Origin of the sequence: Ferrigenium kumadai (assembly GCF_018324385.1) — a bacterium.
In the GTDB taxonomy this organism is placed as follows: domain Bacteria; phylum Pseudomonadota; class Gammaproteobacteria; order Burkholderiales; family Gallionellaceae; genus Gallionella; species Gallionella kumadai.
Genome location: NZ_AP019536.1, coordinates 626,972 through 643,292 on the forward strand (window position 1 = coordinate 626,972; position 16,321 = coordinate 643,292).

Genomic DNA, 16,321 nt, shown 5'->3' on the forward strand with positions numbered 1-16,321 from the left:
AAGCGCATGAATGAGATTTTGCGACAGGCCTTGAAACGACTTGTTCAGTATTTGCTCAAGCTGGGCATGCTGCAACTGACCGTGTTGTTCGTGACGGTGGCAGTGCTGTTTTCGATGGCGATCGTTTTGGTCATCGACTTGTCGTGGGATGGGCGCCTCAATGCCGAACTGGAATTCGCCGGCGTCGTCACGCCCTTCTTCGATGCACTGCTGATCGTCGGTCTGCTGGCGGCTTTGCTCAGGGAGCTTCGCAAGGAAGCGGCACGGCGCAAGGTGGCGGAAGATTCCATGCGCGAACTGAACGAGGAGTTGGAGGCGAAAGTACAGACAAGGACCGGTCAGTTGCTCGCGGCGCAGGAAGAACTGGTGCGCAAGGAAAAGCTGGCGCTGCTCGGCCAGGTCGCCGATACGGTAGGGCATGAACTGCGCAACCCGCTGGGCGTGATCAACAATGCGGCGTACTTCCTCCAGACCGTGCTTGCCGATGCGGACGGAACCGTCAGGGAATATCTGGACATCATCAAGGACGAGACCGCGAACGCCGAGCGCATCGTGTCCGACCTGCTGGATGCGGTGCGCACCAAACAGCCACACCAGGCAGTGGTCGACGTGGCCGACGTGATCGGGCAGACCCTGCGCAAGTGCGATATCCCAGCCTCAATCAGCGTCAAGCTGGACATTCCGAAAACGCTGCCCGTCGTCCGTGTCGATCCTATGCATCTGTATCAGGTGTTCTGGAATCTGGTCACCAATGCTGTTGAAGCCATGCCGGAAGGCGGCACGCTGGAGATACGCGCAGCCGAAGAACCACAGGTGCTGCGCATCAGTATCAAGGATAGCGGCAGCGGCATCACACCGGAACAGATGGACAAACTGTTTCAGCCGCTGTTCACTACCAAGGTGCGCCGTGTCGGGCTGGGACTGGTCGTGGTGAAGAACCTGACGCAGGCCAACGGCGGCAGCGTGGAGGTGGAGAGCGAACCGGGAAAGGGCAGCGTGTTCACCATCACGCTGCCAAGCGGGAGTTAGGTTGCATGTGACTGGTAGACGACATACCCTTTGATCAACAAAAAGAACTGGGGCAGGCTATGAAGATTCTGGTGGTGGACGACGACCGTCGTATCGTGAAGACGACTTGCGACATCCTGAAAGTCAAAGGGCATGAGCCTGTCGGTGCCTACTCGGGAGAGGAGGGGGTAGAGATAGTCAGGAGCGATTTGCCGGATTGCGTCCTGATGGACATCAAGATGCCCGGCATCAACGGTGTCGAAGCTCTGAAACAGATGAAACAGATCGCCCCCGCGCTACCTGTCGTCCTGGTCAGCGCCTACGCGACAGACGATCTCATGGAAGAGGCGAAACGAGCCGGCGCCTATGCGGTGCTGAGCAAGCCGCTCAACTTTCCCATCATCCTTTCCTTTCTTTCACTGCTGGACAAGGAGGAAAGCATCCTGGTCGTGGACGACGACCCCGACTTTTGCAAGACGCTGAAGGATGTCCTGACCCTGAAAGGCCTTCAGGTCGAAACGGAAACCGAGCCGAAGAGTGTGATGGGACACCTGGATGGAAACTACAGGCTGGCCATCGTTCTGCTCGACCTCAAGTTGGGAGAGGTGAACGGTGTGGAAGTGCTGAAGGAGATACAGGCCAAGTATCCGGGCAAGCCGGTGGTGCTGATAACCGGCTACCGCAAGGAAATGGCGGATTCGATCGAACAGGCGCGCAAGATCGGGGCCTACACCTGTCTGTACAAGCCGTTCGAGATGGACGACTTGTTCCGGCTGATCGAGGAGATCCGGCTCAAGAAACTGCAGAGTTTGCTGGTGTCGGCATAGGCGAGAGGCATCGTGAAAACCAAGGAAAAGATCCTGATAGTGGACGATGACCCGAATCTCAGGAAGACGCTTGCCGATATCCTGACGGTCAAAGGTTACGCAACGGCTGTCGCCGCCAATGGGGCCGAGGCGATCGCGGCGGCGGAACATGGAATAGTCAGTCTGGCGCTGGTAGACCTGATGCTGCCGGACATGCACGGACTTGAGGTCATGGCGCGCATCAAGGCCATATCTCCTTTGACGGAGGTGATCATTCTGACCGGCCATGCTTCCATGGACAGCGCCATCGAGGCTACCGGGCGGGGCGCGTTCTCCTACCTCCTCAAGCCGTACCAGATGGATGAATTGCTGCAGAACATCCGGCACGCCGTAGAACGCAAGCAGGCACAGGAGGAGATACTCCGCCTGGCGTCATTCCCCAAGCTGACCCCCAATCCGGTGATCGAACTCGACTCTGCCGGCGAGGTGACCTATGCCAATCCGGTGGCCGAGAAATTGTTTCCAGGCCTGATTGAGGCTGGGCAGTCACATCCACTGTTGCATGGTCTGAATGAACCGATTGCCGAGCTGCGCCGGAACAGGCCGATGAGCGAGGTGGTTCATGAGTCCGTTGTCGGCGAAGCGACCTATGAACTTCATGTTTCCTACGTCCAGGAAATCGACCTCATCCGTGTCTATGTGCTGGATATCAGCCAGCGCAAGCGCGCGGAGAAGGAGATCTACCTGCTCGCCACCACGGACAGCCTGACGGGCATCGCCAACCGCAGGGAGTTTTTCGGCATTCTGGAAAATGAGATGAATCGCGCCAGACGATACGGTAGCCCGTTGTCGTTGGTCATGTATGACCTCGACCACTTCAAGCGGGTAAACGATACTTACGGGCATGACGTGGGCGATGTCGTCTTGCAGACCGTCACCGGACTGGTGAAACAGAATATTCGTACGGTTGACGTCGCCGCGCGCTGGGGGGGGGAAGAGTTCATGGTGATGATGCCGCAGTCTGCCCTGGATGTCGCGAGAAGTGCGGCGGAGAGGCTGAGGCTGGCCGTCGCCTCCCACCCTTTCGACAAGGTCGGCGAAGTCACAGCGAGTTTCGGGGTGACCGCATTTGTGCCGCAGGACGATTCCAACTCGCTGCTGAAGAGGGTGGATGATGCCCTCTACCGGGCGAAGGAGCGGGGCCGGAACCGTGTCGAGGTTCTGGACGCCGAAGTGGATTTCAAATGAAGAGTAATCCAAGAATCCTGATGGTGGATGATGACGCGAATCTTCGGAGGACGCTCACCGACATCCTGCAACTCAAGGGCTATGAGGTGGCGGCCGCAGGAAGCGGAGCGGAGGGAATTGCGGAGGCAGGGCGCGCCTTTGTAAGCGTGGCATTGATCGACCTCAAACTGCCGGATATGTCCGGCATCGAGGTGATGGAAAAGATCAAGGCCATTTCTCCGCAAGCCGAGGCCATCATCCTGACCGGCCATGCCGCCATGGAAACCGCCATCGAGGCGACCAACAAGGGCGCATTCTCCTATCTGCTGAAACCCTACAAGATCGACGACCTGCTGCTGCACATCCGCCGTGCGGTCGACCGGCAGCAGGGGCAGCAGGAGATCCTGCGGCTGGCATCCTTTCCCAGGATGAATCCCAATCCCGTGCTTGAGGTCGATGCTGCGGGTGAGCTGACCTATCTCAACCCGGCCGCCGCGCGGGTTCTTCCCGATCTGGCCGTGGCACAGCCCGTGCGCGAGATGCTGGGAGACCTGTCGCCAGCCATCGGGAATGGCGAGCGCAAGGAAGTGGTGCGCGAGGTCATGGTCGGAAGCTCAACCTTTGAGCAATTCCTCTACCCGGTTCCGGAAAGCGACCGCGTCCGCATCTACATGCTCGATATCACCGAGCGCAAGGCGCATGAGATCAAGCTCAACCGGATCAATCGGTTGCTGCTCGCCATCCGAAAAGTCAACGAATATCTGCTGGTCGCCGAGAGCGAGGAGGCGCTGTATCGCTTCGTGTGCGAGGTGCTGAAAGGGCTTGAGGGCATCGTCGGTGTCATCATCGCCGTCAAGCAGCCGGACTACGTGCTGAAGCCTATCGCCTGGGCCGGATTCAGTGAGGAGATGATATCCGCCCTGAATCTCCGTTGGGATAAATCCGCGACAGGGGGCGGGATCATGGGTATTGCCGCCCGCGACGGGAAGCCCATGGTGGCCGACGATCTCGTGAACGATGCGCGCTATCAACCTTGGCTGCATGTCGTGCAGAAATGGGGGCTGGGATCCGCGGCGGCGGTGCCGCTGGTTGCGGAAGGCGAGGTGACTGGAGTGCTGTCGATCTATTCCGGGCAACGCAATGTCTTCGATGAGCAGTCCACCAACTTCCTGGCGGAAGCAGCCAGCGATATCGCGATAGGTGTGCGTTCGTTGCGCCTGGACAGAGACCTGCACGCCACCCTCGATCACCTGCGGCGTTCGATGAACAGCACGGTCGAGGCCATCGCCGGCATGGTGGAGTTGCGCGACCCCTATACCGCGGGCCACGAGCGGCGCGTGGCGCAGCTGGCCCGGGCCATCGGCAAGGAAATGGGGCTGCCCGAGCGGCGGGTCGAGGGCTTGTATGTCATCGGTTACCTGCACGATATCGGCAAGATCGCCGTGCCTGCGGAGATATTGAGCAAGCCGACCAAGCTGATGGATATCGAGCTATCCATGGTCAAGGCGCATGTCCAGGCCGGATATGACATCCTGAAAAATCTGGAATTTCCCTGGCCGGTGGCGCAGGCCGTGTTGCAGCACCATGAGCGGCTCGACGGTTCGGGGTATCCGCAGGGACTCAATGCCCAGGACATCATTCTCGAAGCCAGGATACTGATGGTGGCTGATGTGGTCGAGGCGATGGCGAGTCATCGCCCCTATCGTTCCGCCGTCGGGTTCAGGGAGGCGATGTCGGAGATCACCGCGAACCGTGGCAAGTTATACGACGAGCATGTGGTCGATGCCTGCGTCAGCTTGTTCAACGTGAAAGGGTTCAGGTTCGACAGCAGTTTTTGAACTGTCGTGTGAACTCCATGATGCATGGTGATATTTGTTTCGGCGGATTCCTTGACGAGTTCATGCGATTGAAAGACACTGCGCGCCACAGGATTTTTCTATCGGCCATACACGACAAACATGTTCGATCATCAGGATATCTTCGCCGCATTGAACGGCAAATTGCCGTTGCCGGAAAAAATCGAGTGCGTCCATGGTTTGCTGAAGGATCGCTTTAGTTTCGTAGATCGCATCGCGGTAGCGATCTACGAGGGCAAGACCGACTTGCTGAGAACTTTTGTGCATAGCGGCGAAGACACGCCGTTGAGTCTCTATTCGGCCAAATTTTCCAACTCGGCATCGTTGCAGGAGATCCTGAAGGTTGGGCGCCCCCGCGTCATCAACGACCTCGACGTGTTCGGCAACGCGCCGGCCACGCACACCAGAAGCATCGCCGCCCATCAGTACAAATCCAGTTACACCATGCCGATGCACCTGAATGGGGACTTCTTCGGCTTCCTGTTTTTCAACTCGTTCCAGAAGAACGTGTTCGACGAATCGGCACTGCATTATCTGGATGTCATCGGACATTTGCTGTCATTGCTGGTGATACACGAGATGTCGAGCACCAGGAGTCTGGTGGCTTCGGTCAAGACGGCGACCAGCATGGCCCACCAGCGGGATTTCGAAACGGGCTCCCATCTCGACCGCATGTCGAACTATGCGCGCCTGATCGCCAGCGAAGTGGCGAACAAATACAGCCTTGACGACGAGCTCGTGGAATATATCTTCCTGTTCTCCCCGCTGCACGACATCGGCAAGATAGGCATCCCGGACAGCATCCTGCTCAAGCCGGGCAAGCTGACGGAAGAGGAATTCGAAACCATGAAGGCCCATACCCTGAAGGGGGGCGAGATCATCGACACGATGCTGTCCAATCTGGGGCTGGATGACCTGCCGCATGCCGGGATTCTGCGCAACATCGCGTTGCACCATCACGAGGCGGTCAACGGTAGCGGTTATCACGGGCTGACCGAAGAAGAGATCCCGATCGAGGCGAAGATCGTCGCGGTGGCCGATGTGTTCGATGCATTGACCAGCAGCCGTCCCTACAAGGAAGCCTGGAGCAACGACCGGGCGTTCGAGATGTTGCAGTCGATGGCGGGGAGCAAGTTCGACAGCGATTGCGTGGCCGCACTGATAAAGCGCCGCGAGGAAGTAGAGGCCATCCAGCGCCAGTTCAACGAGGATCGTCTGGGCTAGTTTTCCCTTCGTATGTACGGTGTCTGCTTTCTTGACGAAGCCGTGCGGTTGCGTGACACTTTTTCACCATAACCACGTTTCAAGGGCTTCGCCATGTCAGCGTCCGAACAGCATGACGCCATCGCCAGCAGGGCGCTGTGTCAGGCGATGACCTATATCAAGCAGTGCCGTGCCTGGTGTGTGCTCCTCTGGCTGCTGCCTGCTGCGGCGTATGCCGCCGAAATTTCCCTGAATGTGGCCGATATCGTTGCGCCGGATTTTTCCGCGCGCGGCATCGCGCTGACCTTGCCGCAGGACGGTTCCGCCGAGCTGAGTTTCGATGAACTGCATGTGCAGCGTCACGAGTTTCGCCGCGCGCGGCTGCATTGTGCGCGCTTCGACTTGTCCACCACGGAAATGAGCTGCCGCGGCGGCAGTCTGGACAAATTGCCGGGCGTGGCGATGGAGTTCGGCTACCGGTTCCGCAATGGTGAGTGGCGATTCTCGGCGCAGTTGCACAATGCACCGGCCAAGGGGCTGGCGGCCTTCCTGTCTGCGGATATGCCTCGACCCACCCATGGAGCGCTGGACGGAACCCTGCACGCCGCCGGCGATGGCGCAGGTGCGAGCGAACTCGGCGCGGATTTGCAGCTCGCCGATGTCGGGTTCAGCGATGCGGCCGGACTGCATGCGGCGGAGAAACTGCGCGGCACGATGAAATTGGCGGCGACGCGCAGCGGAAAGCGGTGGAACTGGCAGGGTGACATCGCATGGCAGTCCGGCGAGCTGTTCTGGCAGCCGCTATATCTGGCCGGTAGCGGCGGACGCAGCCTGAGCGCATCCGGCAGCTTTGATGGGACGTACCTCGTGGTCGATCGGGCTGTTGCCGTATTGCCACAGATCGGCAGCGTGCAGTTCGCCGCACAGTGGGACGTCAAGCAAAGTGCTCTGGTCGAGGCCTCGGCGCACGGCGACGATCTTGCGCTGGAGCGGTTGTTCGCCGATTACGCCAAACCCTTCCTGGCGCAGAGCGCACTGGCGGAAGCGACACTGTCCGGTCATGCTGACGTGGACTGGAGCTATCGCGACGGTGCGACGCAGGCATTGCGCCTGACCCTGCGCGATGCGGGTATCGCCGATGCGCAGCAGCGTTTCGCCTGGCGCGGGGTGAACACGGCAATCGAATGGCAGCCCGATGCGGTGCGTGCCGCAGACATCGCCTTTGCGGGCGGGGAATTGCTCGGCGTTCCGTTCGGCAGCGCGAAATGGCAGGTGCAGATGCACGGCTTGGAGCTCGGCATGAACCAGGCGGTGTTGCCGCTGCTGGACGGCAAGCTGGAGTTGCGAGATCTCCGCCTGTGGCGCGCAGGCAACGACTGGCGCTGGCAATTCGGCGCGGCTTTGAGCGGCATCTCGATGGAGCAAGTCAGCCGGGCGATGGGCTGGCCGGAGATGCTGGGCACCCTGGCGGGGCGCATTCCCAGAGTGAGCTACGACGGCGCGGAGATCCGGACGGACGGCGCATTGCTGTTCAATGTGTTCGACGGCACGGTAGTGGCGAGCCAGCTCAGGCTGGTCGAGCCGTTCGGGCGTGCGCCGCGACTGTATGGCAACCTCAGCATGCGCGAGCTCGACCTCGACTTGCTGACGCACACTTTTTCGTTCGGCAACATGCAGGGCCGCATCGACGCGGACGTGAGTAACCTGGAGTTGCAGGACTGGCTGCCGGCGCGTTTCGATGCGCGCATCGAAAGCAGCCCCGGAAACTATCCCAAAAAGATCAGTCAAAAGGCGGTGCAGAACATCTCCGCGCTGGGCGGCGCGGGCGCGGCGGCCGCGATCCAGCGCAGTTACCTGCGTTTCTTCGAGAATTTCGGCTATGACCGCATCGGCTGGCGCTGCGCATTGCGCAACGGCGTGTGCGCCATGGGCGGCGTGGACAACGGCAACGGCGGTGCTTACGCCATCGTGAAGGGCGGCGGCATTCCGGCAATCACCGTCATGGGCTACAATCGCTCCGTCTCATGGGACGAACTGGTTACCCGCCTGAAGCGAGTGACGCAGGGCAATATGCAGGCCGTGGTCAAATAAAGGAGCAACTATGAAAAAAATTTGGATCGTCATGCCGCTCGCAGTTTTTGCCTTGAGCGCCTGCGTCACTATCAACATCTACTTCCCCGCCGCCGCGGCGGAAAAGGCCGCGGACAAGATCATCGAGGAAGTGTGGCAGACCCAGAAGGCCGATAAGCCTGCCCCGAAGGCCGACAAACCCGCAGAACCTGCCGAGAAGGAGCAGAAATGATGAAGAACCTGTTCAAATTTATCGTATCCCTGTTTGCGCTCACCGCCGCGCTGAACGCCTTCGCTGTGGACCTCGAGATCAACACGCCGGGCGTCAATGCCATCAAACAGAGCATGCAGGCGCGCCACGCGCAGCTGGCACCGCTCTATGCCAGCGGCGCAGTGGGGCTGACCTCAGACGGCATGATTACCCTGCGCGATGCCGGTGCCGTGCCGCTTGCCCAGCGCCAGGCGGTGAATGCGCTGGTCGCCGCCGAGAATCAGGACCGCAACGCGCTGTATGCCGAGATCGCCAACGCCAACGGCCATCCAGAATGGCAAGGCGAGATCCGCAGCACCTTCGCTCAGCGCTGGATACAGCGCGCACAGCCGGGGTGGTGGGTACAAAGCGGCGGCGGCTGGACTCAGAAGTAATCTCCTTTTCTCCGGCCTCTCTCCCCTCGCGGGAGAGAGGCTTTTTCACCATGTGATCATAATGAATCCCACCCTTGTCTTTGACATCGAAACCATTCCTGACATCGCCGGGCTGCGCGCGCTCTATGAAGTTGATAGCGCGGTCAGCGACAAGGAGGTGGCGGAGATGGCCTTCCAGATGCGCCGCCAGAGGACCGGCAGCGACTTCCTGCAACATCACCTGCAGCGCGTCGCGGCGATCTCCTGCGTGCTGCGCGAGGGGGACAATTTTCGCGTGTGGTCGCTGGGCGAGCCGGACGAGGACGAAGGCAGCATCATCAAGCGTTTCTTCGATGGCATCGAGAAATACACGCCGCAACTGGTGAGCTGGAACGGCGGCGGCTTCGATCTGCCGGTGCTGCACTACCGCGGCCTGATCCACGGCATCCAGTGCCCGCGTTACTGGGACATGGGCGAGGACGACCGTGACTTCAAGTGGAACAACTACATCAGTCGCTACCACACGCGCCACCTCGACCTGATGGACTTGCTCGCGATGTACACCGGCCGTGCCAACGCGCCGCTGGACGAACTGGCGAAACTGATCGGCTTCCCCGGCAAACTGGGCATGGACGGCAGCAAGGTGTGGGATGCCTACCGGGATGGACGCCTGAACGAGATTCGCAACTATTGCGAGACCGACGTGGTGAACACGTATCTGGTATTCGCACGCTTCCAGTTGATGCGCGGCCAGTTCACCCAGGCGCGCTATGAGCATGAACTGGAACTGGTGCGCGGCATGCTGGCGAAATCCGCCGAGCCTCACTGGGCGGAGTATCTCGCCGCCTGGAAGTGACCATGCACAAACTGCGCAAACCCTGGCTCGCACTCGGGTGGCTGTGGGTCGCCGCTCTCGTGTATGTCTCGCTCACGCCCAACCCGCCCGATGCCGTGCGGTTCCTGAATGCCGACAAGCTGGAACATGCGCTCGCATATTGTCTGCTGATGTTGTGGTTCAGTCAGGTGTACGTGCGCCGCACCCAACGCCTGTTCACTGCGGCATTGATGATCGCGATGGGCATTGCCATGGAGTTCCTGCAGGGCATGACCGGCTTCCGCTCGTTCCAATACGCCGACATGGTGGCGAATTCCATCGGCGTGCTGCTGGGCTGGGCGTGGGCGCGCACCTCATTGGGACGCATCGGGCGTGCGCTTGAAACAAGATTTTTGAAATAGCTGAACGATATGACTGAAAAAACGAATACCCAACCCGTTGTGACCATCGAATCGCTCGACCAGGAAGGGCGCGGCATCGCGCACCACGAAGGCAAAGTGATCTTCATCGAGGGCGCATTGCCCGGCGAGCGCGTCACCTATTCTTCCTACCGCAAGAAGCCCAATTTCGAGATGGCGCAGGTGGGAGACATCCTCAAGCCGTCGTTCATGCGCGTGGAGCCGAAGTGCATCCACTTCGGCGTGTGCGGCGGCTGTTCGATGCAGCATCTGGAACCGCGTGCGCAGGTCTCGGCGAAGCAGCGCATCCTCGAAGACAACCTGGAACGCATCGGCAAGGTCAAGCCGGACAATATTCTGCCGCCGATCTACGGCCTGCCGTGGGGCTACCGCCAGCGCGCGCGTCTGTCGGTGCGCCATGTGCTGAAGAAGGGCAAGACACTGGTTGGCTTCCACGAGAAACGCAGCAGCTACGTGGCGGACATGTCGCTCTGCGAGATCTTGCCGCCGAAGATATCCAAACTGATTCCCTTGTTGTCCCAGTTGATCGACGGGCTATCCATCCGCGAGCGTCTGCCCCAGATCGAGGTGGTCTGCGGCGATAACGTGGATGTGCTGGTACTGCGCATCATGGAGCCGCTCACCGAAAAGGACGAAGCTGCACTGCGCGCATTCGCCGATGCTTACGACATCCAGTTCTGGCTGCAAACCAAGGGACCCGAAACGGTGCATCCGTTCCACCCGCCGGTTGCGCCGCCACTGACTTACACATTGCCGGAGTTCGGCGTCGAGATGCCGTTCGCGCCGACCGAATTCACCCAGGTCAATCACCGTCTCAACCGTGTGATGGTGCATCGCGCACTGCGCCTGCTCGATCCTCAATCGAATGAGCGAATCGCGGATTTCTTCTGCGGGCTGGGCAACTTCACCCTGCCGATCGCGCGTAGCGGCGCGCAGGTGCTGGGCATCGAAGGCAGCCCGGCGCTGGTGAAGCGGGGCGTGCAGGGGGCCGAACATAACGGCCTGTCCGCCAACACGAAATTCATGGCGATGAACCTGTTCGAGATGGACGAGAAGGCTCTCGCCGATCTGGGGACATTCGACAAATGGCTGGTCGATCCTCCGCGCGACGGTGCGGTGGAGCTGGTAAAGGCGATCACGCCGGAGACTGCGCCTAAGCGCATTGTTTACGTGAGTTGCAATCCCGCTACGCTGGCTCGCGATGCGGAGATACTGGTGCACGTGAAGGGCTACACGTTGAAGGCGGCGGGCGTGATGAACATGTTCCCGCAGACCTCGCACGTCGAGTCCATTGCCGTCTTCGTCAAACCTTGAACCGTTCGACGACCTGATCGTCGAGGCACTGCTTGTGCCCTGCCTTCGGCCGGAGCAGCACCGGCCGAAGGTTTCTTGATCCTACGGCTTTTGGGGTGCCAGCGCGTTGCCGTTGAATTCGATGCCGTCCCAGCCGCTCTTCATGAAATTGCGGATGTTCTGGTGGTCGGTTCCCTCCGAATTGCCAAGCACATCCTTGCGGTAGTAATCGCCGAAGCACGCCAGGGCCTGCTGTTGCGACAGGCCTTGTAGGCGGGCGAACGAGAACAGCTTGCACGAGCCGTTGTTCTGTCCGGCCTCGTTGCGTGTTGTGCCATTGGTGAATGCGGTTGGCGTGAAGTCGTAGTGTGCGTCGATGACGGCCATGGTGTCGCTAAAGGCGATGCTCTCGGGTGCGTCGTTCAGGCGTTGCAGAAAAGTCTTCAGTTCCATAAATCCATGTTCAGTTCGTTTGTTGTTCAGATAAACAAAAGGCGGCTTACGCCGCCTTTTGCTCGATGAGGTAAAGCCTTATTCGCGTTCGCCGCTGAATGCCATCAGCAGTTGCAGCAGGTTGATGAACAGGTTGTAGATGTTCATGAACAGGCCCAGCGTCGCCATGATGTAGTTGGTTTCCCCGCCGTGCACGATCTGGCTCACGTCATACAGGATGTAGGCGGAGAAGATCAGCACCGCGATGGCGGAGATGGTCAACGACAGGGCGGGAATCTGGAAGAACAGGTTCGCCAGCGAAGCGACGATCAGCAGGATCAGCCCGATGAACAGGAACTTGCCCATGAAGCTGAAATCCTTTTTCGTCACGGTGGCGATGGTGGCCAGCGAGAAGAAGATGATGCCGGTGCCGCCTGCAGCCATGCCGACCAGTTGTGCGCCGTTCTTCAGGTGCAGTGCGACTTGCAGGATCGGGCCGAGGAACACGCCAGCGACGAAGGTGAAGCCCAGTAGGGCGGCAATGCCCCAGACGCTGTTGCGTAGCGCGGAAACGGCGAACAGCATGCCGAACATCGCGCCGAACATCAGCAGCGCGCTCATGATCGGGTGTTCGGCCATGAACGAGAAATTCATCGAAGTGCCGACGGAAGCGCCGATGACCGTCGGGATCATGGTCAGAGCCAGCATCATGTAGGTGTTGCGCAGGACCTTGTTCTGCTGGGTCGCGATGGCACCGATCGGGGTTGCGGTCTGAGTCTGGTATTGCATGTATAGCCTCCTGAGTTAAGCAGTGCAAACAACTGCGGGCGTAAGACTAGCGGGGTTCGATGAAAGTTTCAATCATCGTGAAGACTGCAGGGGAGTGTTGGCGGAAGCTGTGAGATTCGAACTCACGGAGGACTCGCATCCTCGGCAGTTTTCAAGACTGCTGGTTTAAACCACTCACCCAAGCTTCCAGATTGTATTTACTTCGCACTCGGGCGGCAGTTTTGGTTTCGGCATCACATTGGCTACGCCAATATGAGTCTTCACCGCCATAAGCTGCTGCGCAGCGTATGGTCAAGACTGCTGGTTTAAACCACTCACCCAAGCTTCCAATTTGTTTCTAACGAGGCGCGCATTCTGAATCAAGCCGCGCGGGGTGTCCAGACCGGCGATTATGACCGCACGCAGTCCGCCCAGTTGTTCGGCGTTTCGTAGATGCGCACCCGCTCCAGTCGCAGGTTGTTGCCGTACACATCGCGGTAGGCGCCGTTGAGGATGCCGAAGGCGGTCTGCGCGAGGTTTTCGGCGGTCGGTATCACATCGAGCACGACGGTCTTGTGGCCCGGCATGCTCGCGAGGAAGTCGCTCACCATATGGTCGCCGCGGTACACGAGGAATGCGTGATCCCACTCATCCACCACCTTTTCCTTGGCGATGCGTTTCACGTCGGAAAAGTCCATCACCATGCCCTGTTCCGACTGCCCTTCGGTGGTGATGATGTTGCCGGACAGCGTGATCTCGATGGCATAGCGGTGCCCGTGCAGGTGCTTGCACTGGCTGTTGTGGTTGGGAATGCGGTGTCCGGCATCGAATTCCAGGCGGCGGGTGATGAACATGATGGGTACGGTTATTTAACTGGCGCGGATTATACCCCGTCGGCTCTTGAAGGTCGCGGCGCGCTGCAGGAATTCGTTCCGCTCTTGTTCATCCTGTTTGCCGCCATAACGTAATGCGCTGTAGCGATCCGCAAGGTCGCGGATGCCCTCGGCGAGGTCGGGGCGCGCGGCGGCGATGCGTGCCGCATAGTCCTGCGCGCCTTCGTGCGCGGCGCGCGGCAGGCCGGTTTTTGCCAGCTTGCGGCACAGCTTGAGCCATGCGGCCTGCACCTTGTCCGGCTGGCGTTTGATCAGGTGGCGCAACATGAATAGGGCGAACAGCGCGATCACCAAACCCACTCCCAACGTCATGTGCAGCGCGAGCTTTTGCCAGGTGATGTCTTCCATGCCGAGGCGCGTGAGGAAGGCGAACTGGAGTTCGCTGTTGTAGCCCAACACCCACTGGTTCCAGCGGTTGGCCAGCGCGTCCCAGTTCAGGCGCAGGTCGTGCAGCCATTGCGGCGGGTTGCGTGCCATGAACGGCAGCGCGGCGACATCCGTTACCGCTGCTGCAAGGTTGTGCTCGATGCGCGCGGGGGCGATGGCTGCTGTCGGGTCGATGCGTACCCAGCCTTGTCCGGCGAACCAGACTTCCGCCCAGGCGTGCGCGTCGGACTGGCGCACGATGTAGTAGCCGCCCACGTCGTTGTATTCCCCGCCCTGATAGCCGGTGACCACGCGCGCCGGGATGCGCGCGGCGCGCATCAGGAACACGAAGCTGGACGCATAGTGTTCGCAGAACCCTTGCCGTGTCGTGAAAAGGAATTCGTCGATATTGTTCACGCCGGGCAGGGGAGGCGGCTCCAGCGTGTAGCGGAAGTTCTCGCGGCCGAAGTAGTCGAGCGCGCTGCGCACCACGGCCTCATCGTTCGCGGCGGCAGCTCGCCATTGCTGCGCAAGTTCGTTCGCACGCGGGTTGAGCGAGGGCGGCAGTCGCAGTGCGCGTTTCAACTGCCGTTCGGCCTCGTTCGCGTTTGCGCGATAGCTCAGGAACGAGCGCACTTCGTAGCGTAGCCTGGCCTTCACCGGCTCCTGTTGCAAGAGCCTGAAATCGTAGGTCAGCCTGGCGGGAATAGAGATGCGATCTGGCATTTCGAGCGCAAACAGCCATCGCTTGTTGTGAGGTTCCAGCGTCACACTGTAGTCGACGGGCTGGCTGGTCCCGGTGAATTGCGGAGCGGCAGTTGAGGCAGTCTGGCCCGGCGACCATGTGCGTCCGTCGAAGTCCCACAGCACCGGCCCGCGCCAGTACATCTGGTCGCGGCGCGGCGGCTGGCCCGCATAGGTGACGCGGAATGCGACCTCCTCGGACAGCGACAGCCTGCTGATGCTGCCCGGCGCCATGCTGTCGGAAAGCCCGCTGCTGGCAAAGGCATCCTGCGGCAATCCCCACAGCGGCCCCTGCACGCGCGGGAACAGCACAAACAGCACCAGTGTCAGCGGGATCGCTTGCAGCAGCAAAGTGGTGGCGACGCGCAGGCGCGGCCTGAGTGCGATGCCCGGCGCATGCAGATGCACCCAGGCGGTGACGATGACCAGCAGGGTGGCGAGCATGTACAGCGCGGTGGGGATGCTCTGCGAGTAGAAGAAGTTGGTGATGACGATGAAGCAGGCGAGGTACACCAGCACCATCGCGTCGCGCGCGCTGCGCAGCTCCATGAATTTCAGCGTGGTGAGCAGGATCAGCAGGGTGACGCCGACCTCGCGGCCGAACAGCGTGTGGAACTCGACCAGGAGGCCACCCGCGCCGGCGAGGGTGAGCGCCGTCAGCAGCCAGCGCGGCGGCAGCGGGCTGCCGTTCCAGGTGAGGTAGGCGCGCCAGCCCAGCAGTGCGGCGCACAGTGCGCTGACCCACGGCGGCAGGTGATCGGCATGCGGAGCCGAGACCATGAGGATGCTGAGCAGCAGGCCATAGACCAGCGGTTTGTTCATGGCTTTCCACCTAGACCGAATAACGCCAAGCGGCGAAGGCACTCGTCGCGCTGTCCACTGCCGCTGCCGGGCGGAAGCTCGCTGTCGGGCAGTTTCAATCCGTAGCGCAGTCCCTGTGATTCGGCGTCCAGCACCCAGCGCGCCATGCGTGCCAGCTTGCCCTCGGTATCGGGTTCGGGTGTGGCGGCGAAATCCAGCCACAGCTCCTCGCCGACCTGCGCGGAGAACTGCTTCACCTGCAGGCCCCGTTCGCGCGCGTAGGCCTTCCAGGCGATGCGCGGCAGCGCGTCGCCCTCGACATAGCCGCGCAGCCCCGCGAAGTCGTCGTCGCCCGCCACACTGCGCCTCCCCGCACCGTCCGGTGCTTCGCCCGGAGGTAAGGGCGCTTCCGCCAAAGGCCTGGGATAGACCAGGCAGCGCGTGTCGAAATGCAGGTATGACCAGGCATGGAACAAGCCGAGCGGGAACTCGGTATACAGCGTCAACCGGCCCGGCTGCAGCCAGCCGCGCTTTGTTGCCGCTACTGGAAAGACGACCTCGCTGACCTGTTGCGCGGGTGCATCGAAGGCGAGCGTGTCACCGTTCTCATGGCGCAGTACCAGCTGATAGCGAGCCAGAGCGCCCGGATTGCGGAAATGGAAAACGAAGCGCGCTGCCTCGCCGCCGAACACAGCTTCGGCGCGTCCGGCGCGTACTTCCAGGTGCGCGAGGTTGCGGAACGCGTACAGCATGGACATCACCGCCATCATCGCCAGCAGGAAGGTCAGCACGTAACCGAGGCTAAGGGTGTAGTTGATGTCGCCCAGCAGCATCAGCACCAGCAAGAAGCCGAGCCCTAAGCCTTGCCGGGTGGGCAGGATGAAGACGCGGCGCTGGGTCAGGATGACGGTTCCGCTTTCGATCTTGGGGCGGAACAGCCAAGTATTGAAGCGTTGTCTGAGCGCGGTCAGCACGC

The 16,321-nt window shown here is 60.6% G+C and carries 16 protein-coding genes and 1 tRNA gene; 11 read left to right on the forward strand and 6 right to left on the reverse strand.

Annotated elements, in window-relative coordinates; translation table 11 throughout:
* Window positions 1-6: 6 nt before the first annotated feature.
* The 11 genes from FGKAn22_RS02945 (at window position 7) to rlmD (ending at window position 11,362) form a co-directional block, all read left to right on the forward strand.
* Complete coding sequence (locus tag FGKAn22_RS02945; protein WP_212786497.1) at window positions 7-1,029, forward strand: two-component system sensor histidine kinase NtrB; 1,023 nt, start codon at window positions 7-9, stop codon at window positions 1,027-1,029.
* A 59-nt stretch (window positions 1,030-1,088) separates the two neighbouring features.
* Window positions 1,089-1,835, forward strand: a complete 747-nt coding sequence (locus FGKAn22_RS02950) for a response regulator (protein ID WP_212786498.1) — start codon at window positions 1,089-1,091, stop codon at window positions 1,833-1,835.
* A gap of 12 nt (window positions 1,836-1,847) precedes the next feature.
* A complete protein-coding gene (locus tag FGKAn22_RS02955; protein ID WP_212786499.1) occupies window positions 1,848-3,062 on the forward strand; it encodes a GGDEF domain-containing response regulator in 1,215 nt (404 codons plus the stop codon).
* On the forward strand, window positions 3,059-4,879 hold the full coding sequence (locus FGKAn22_RS02960) for an HD domain-containing phosphohydrolase (protein WP_212786500.1): 1,821 nt from the start codon (window positions 3,059-3,061) through the stop codon (window positions 4,877-4,879). Before FGKAn22_RS02955 ends, FGKAn22_RS02960 begins: the two co-directional genes overlap by 4 nt.
* A 120-nt stretch (window positions 4,880-4,999) precedes the next feature.
* Window positions 5,000-6,121 (forward strand): HD-GYP domain-containing protein, encoded by a 1,122-nt coding sequence (locus FGKAn22_RS02965; RefSeq protein WP_212786501.1) that lies wholly within the window; start codon window positions 5,000-5,002, stop codon window positions 6,119-6,121.
* A gap of 93 nt (window positions 6,122-6,214) precedes the next feature.
* Window positions 6,215-8,191 carry a translocation/assembly module TamB domain-containing protein gene (locus tag FGKAn22_RS02970; RefSeq protein ID WP_212786502.1) on the forward strand — a complete coding sequence of 659 codons (1,977 nt, stop codon included), beginning with the start codon at window positions 6,215-6,217 and terminating at the stop codon, window positions 8,189-8,191.
* A gap of 10 nt (window positions 8,192-8,201) precedes the next feature.
* On the forward strand, window positions 8,202-8,402 hold the full coding sequence (locus FGKAn22_RS02975) for a hypothetical protein (protein WP_212786503.1): 201 nt from the start codon (window positions 8,202-8,204) through the stop codon (window positions 8,400-8,402).
* Entirely contained in the window at window positions 8,399-8,815 is a 417-nt protein-coding gene (locus tag FGKAn22_RS02980) for a YdbL family probable chaperone protein (protein WP_425513848.1), read from the forward strand. The genes FGKAn22_RS02975 and FGKAn22_RS02980 overlap by 4 nt, the downstream gene beginning before the upstream one ends.
* Window positions 8,816-8,876: 61 nt before the next feature.
* The gene (locus tag FGKAn22_RS02985; protein ID WP_212786504.1) at window positions 8,877-9,650 is read left to right on the forward strand and encodes a 3'-5' exonuclease; all 774 of its coding nucleotides are present in this window, start codon (window positions 8,877-8,879) and stop codon (window positions 9,648-9,650) included.
* A gap of 2 nt (window positions 9,651-9,652) precedes the next feature.
* Entirely contained in the window at window positions 9,653-10,030 is a 378-nt protein-coding gene (locus tag FGKAn22_RS02990) for a VanZ family protein (RefSeq protein ID WP_212786505.1), read from the forward strand.
* Window positions 10,031-10,039: 9 nt separating this feature from the next.
* Window positions 10,040-11,362 carry a 23S rRNA (uracil(1939)-C(5))-methyltransferase RlmD gene (gene rlmD, locus FGKAn22_RS02995; protein ID WP_212786506.1) on the forward strand — a complete coding sequence of 441 codons (1,323 nt, stop codon included), beginning with the start codon at window positions 10,040-10,042 and terminating at the stop codon, window positions 11,360-11,362.
* Between the two features lie 81 nt (window positions 11,363-11,443).
* Here rlmD and FGKAn22_RS03000 read toward each other — a convergent pair whose 3' ends face one another.
* From FGKAn22_RS03000 to FGKAn22_RS03025, 6 genes are all read right to left on the reverse strand, one after another.
* Window positions 11,444-11,794: a HopJ type III effector protein gene (locus FGKAn22_RS03000; RefSeq protein ID WP_212786507.1), complete on the reverse strand. Its 351-nt coding sequence runs from the start codon at window positions 11,792-11,794 to the stop codon at window positions 11,444-11,446.
* 78 nt (window positions 11,795-11,872) lie between these two features.
* Window positions 11,873-12,562, reverse strand: coding sequence for a Bax inhibitor-1/YccA family protein (locus tag FGKAn22_RS03005; protein ID WP_212786508.1), 690 nt, complete (start codon window positions 12,560-12,562; stop codon window positions 11,873-11,875).
* Window positions 12,563-12,660: 98 nt separating this feature from the next.
* A tRNA-Ser gene (locus FGKAn22_RS03010) sits at window positions 12,661-12,750 on the reverse strand.
* Between the two features lie 201 nt (window positions 12,751-12,951).
* Window positions 12,952-13,395: a 6-carboxytetrahydropterin synthase QueD gene (queD, locus tag FGKAn22_RS03015; RefSeq protein WP_212786509.1), complete on the reverse strand. Its 444-nt coding sequence runs from the start codon at window positions 13,393-13,395 to the stop codon at window positions 12,952-12,954.
* A 15-nt stretch (window positions 13,396-13,410) separates the two neighbouring features.
* Entirely contained in the window at window positions 13,411-15,366 is a 1,956-nt protein-coding gene (locus FGKAn22_RS03020) for a transglutaminase TgpA family protein (protein WP_212786510.1), read from the reverse strand.
* Window positions 15,363-16,319 carry a DUF58 domain-containing protein gene (locus FGKAn22_RS03025; RefSeq protein WP_212786511.1) on the reverse strand — a complete coding sequence of 319 codons (957 nt, stop codon included), beginning with the start codon at window positions 16,317-16,319 and terminating at the stop codon, window positions 15,363-15,365. Before FGKAn22_RS03025 ends, FGKAn22_RS03020 begins: the two co-directional genes overlap by 4 nt.
* Window positions 16,320-16,321: the final 2 nt, after the last annotated feature.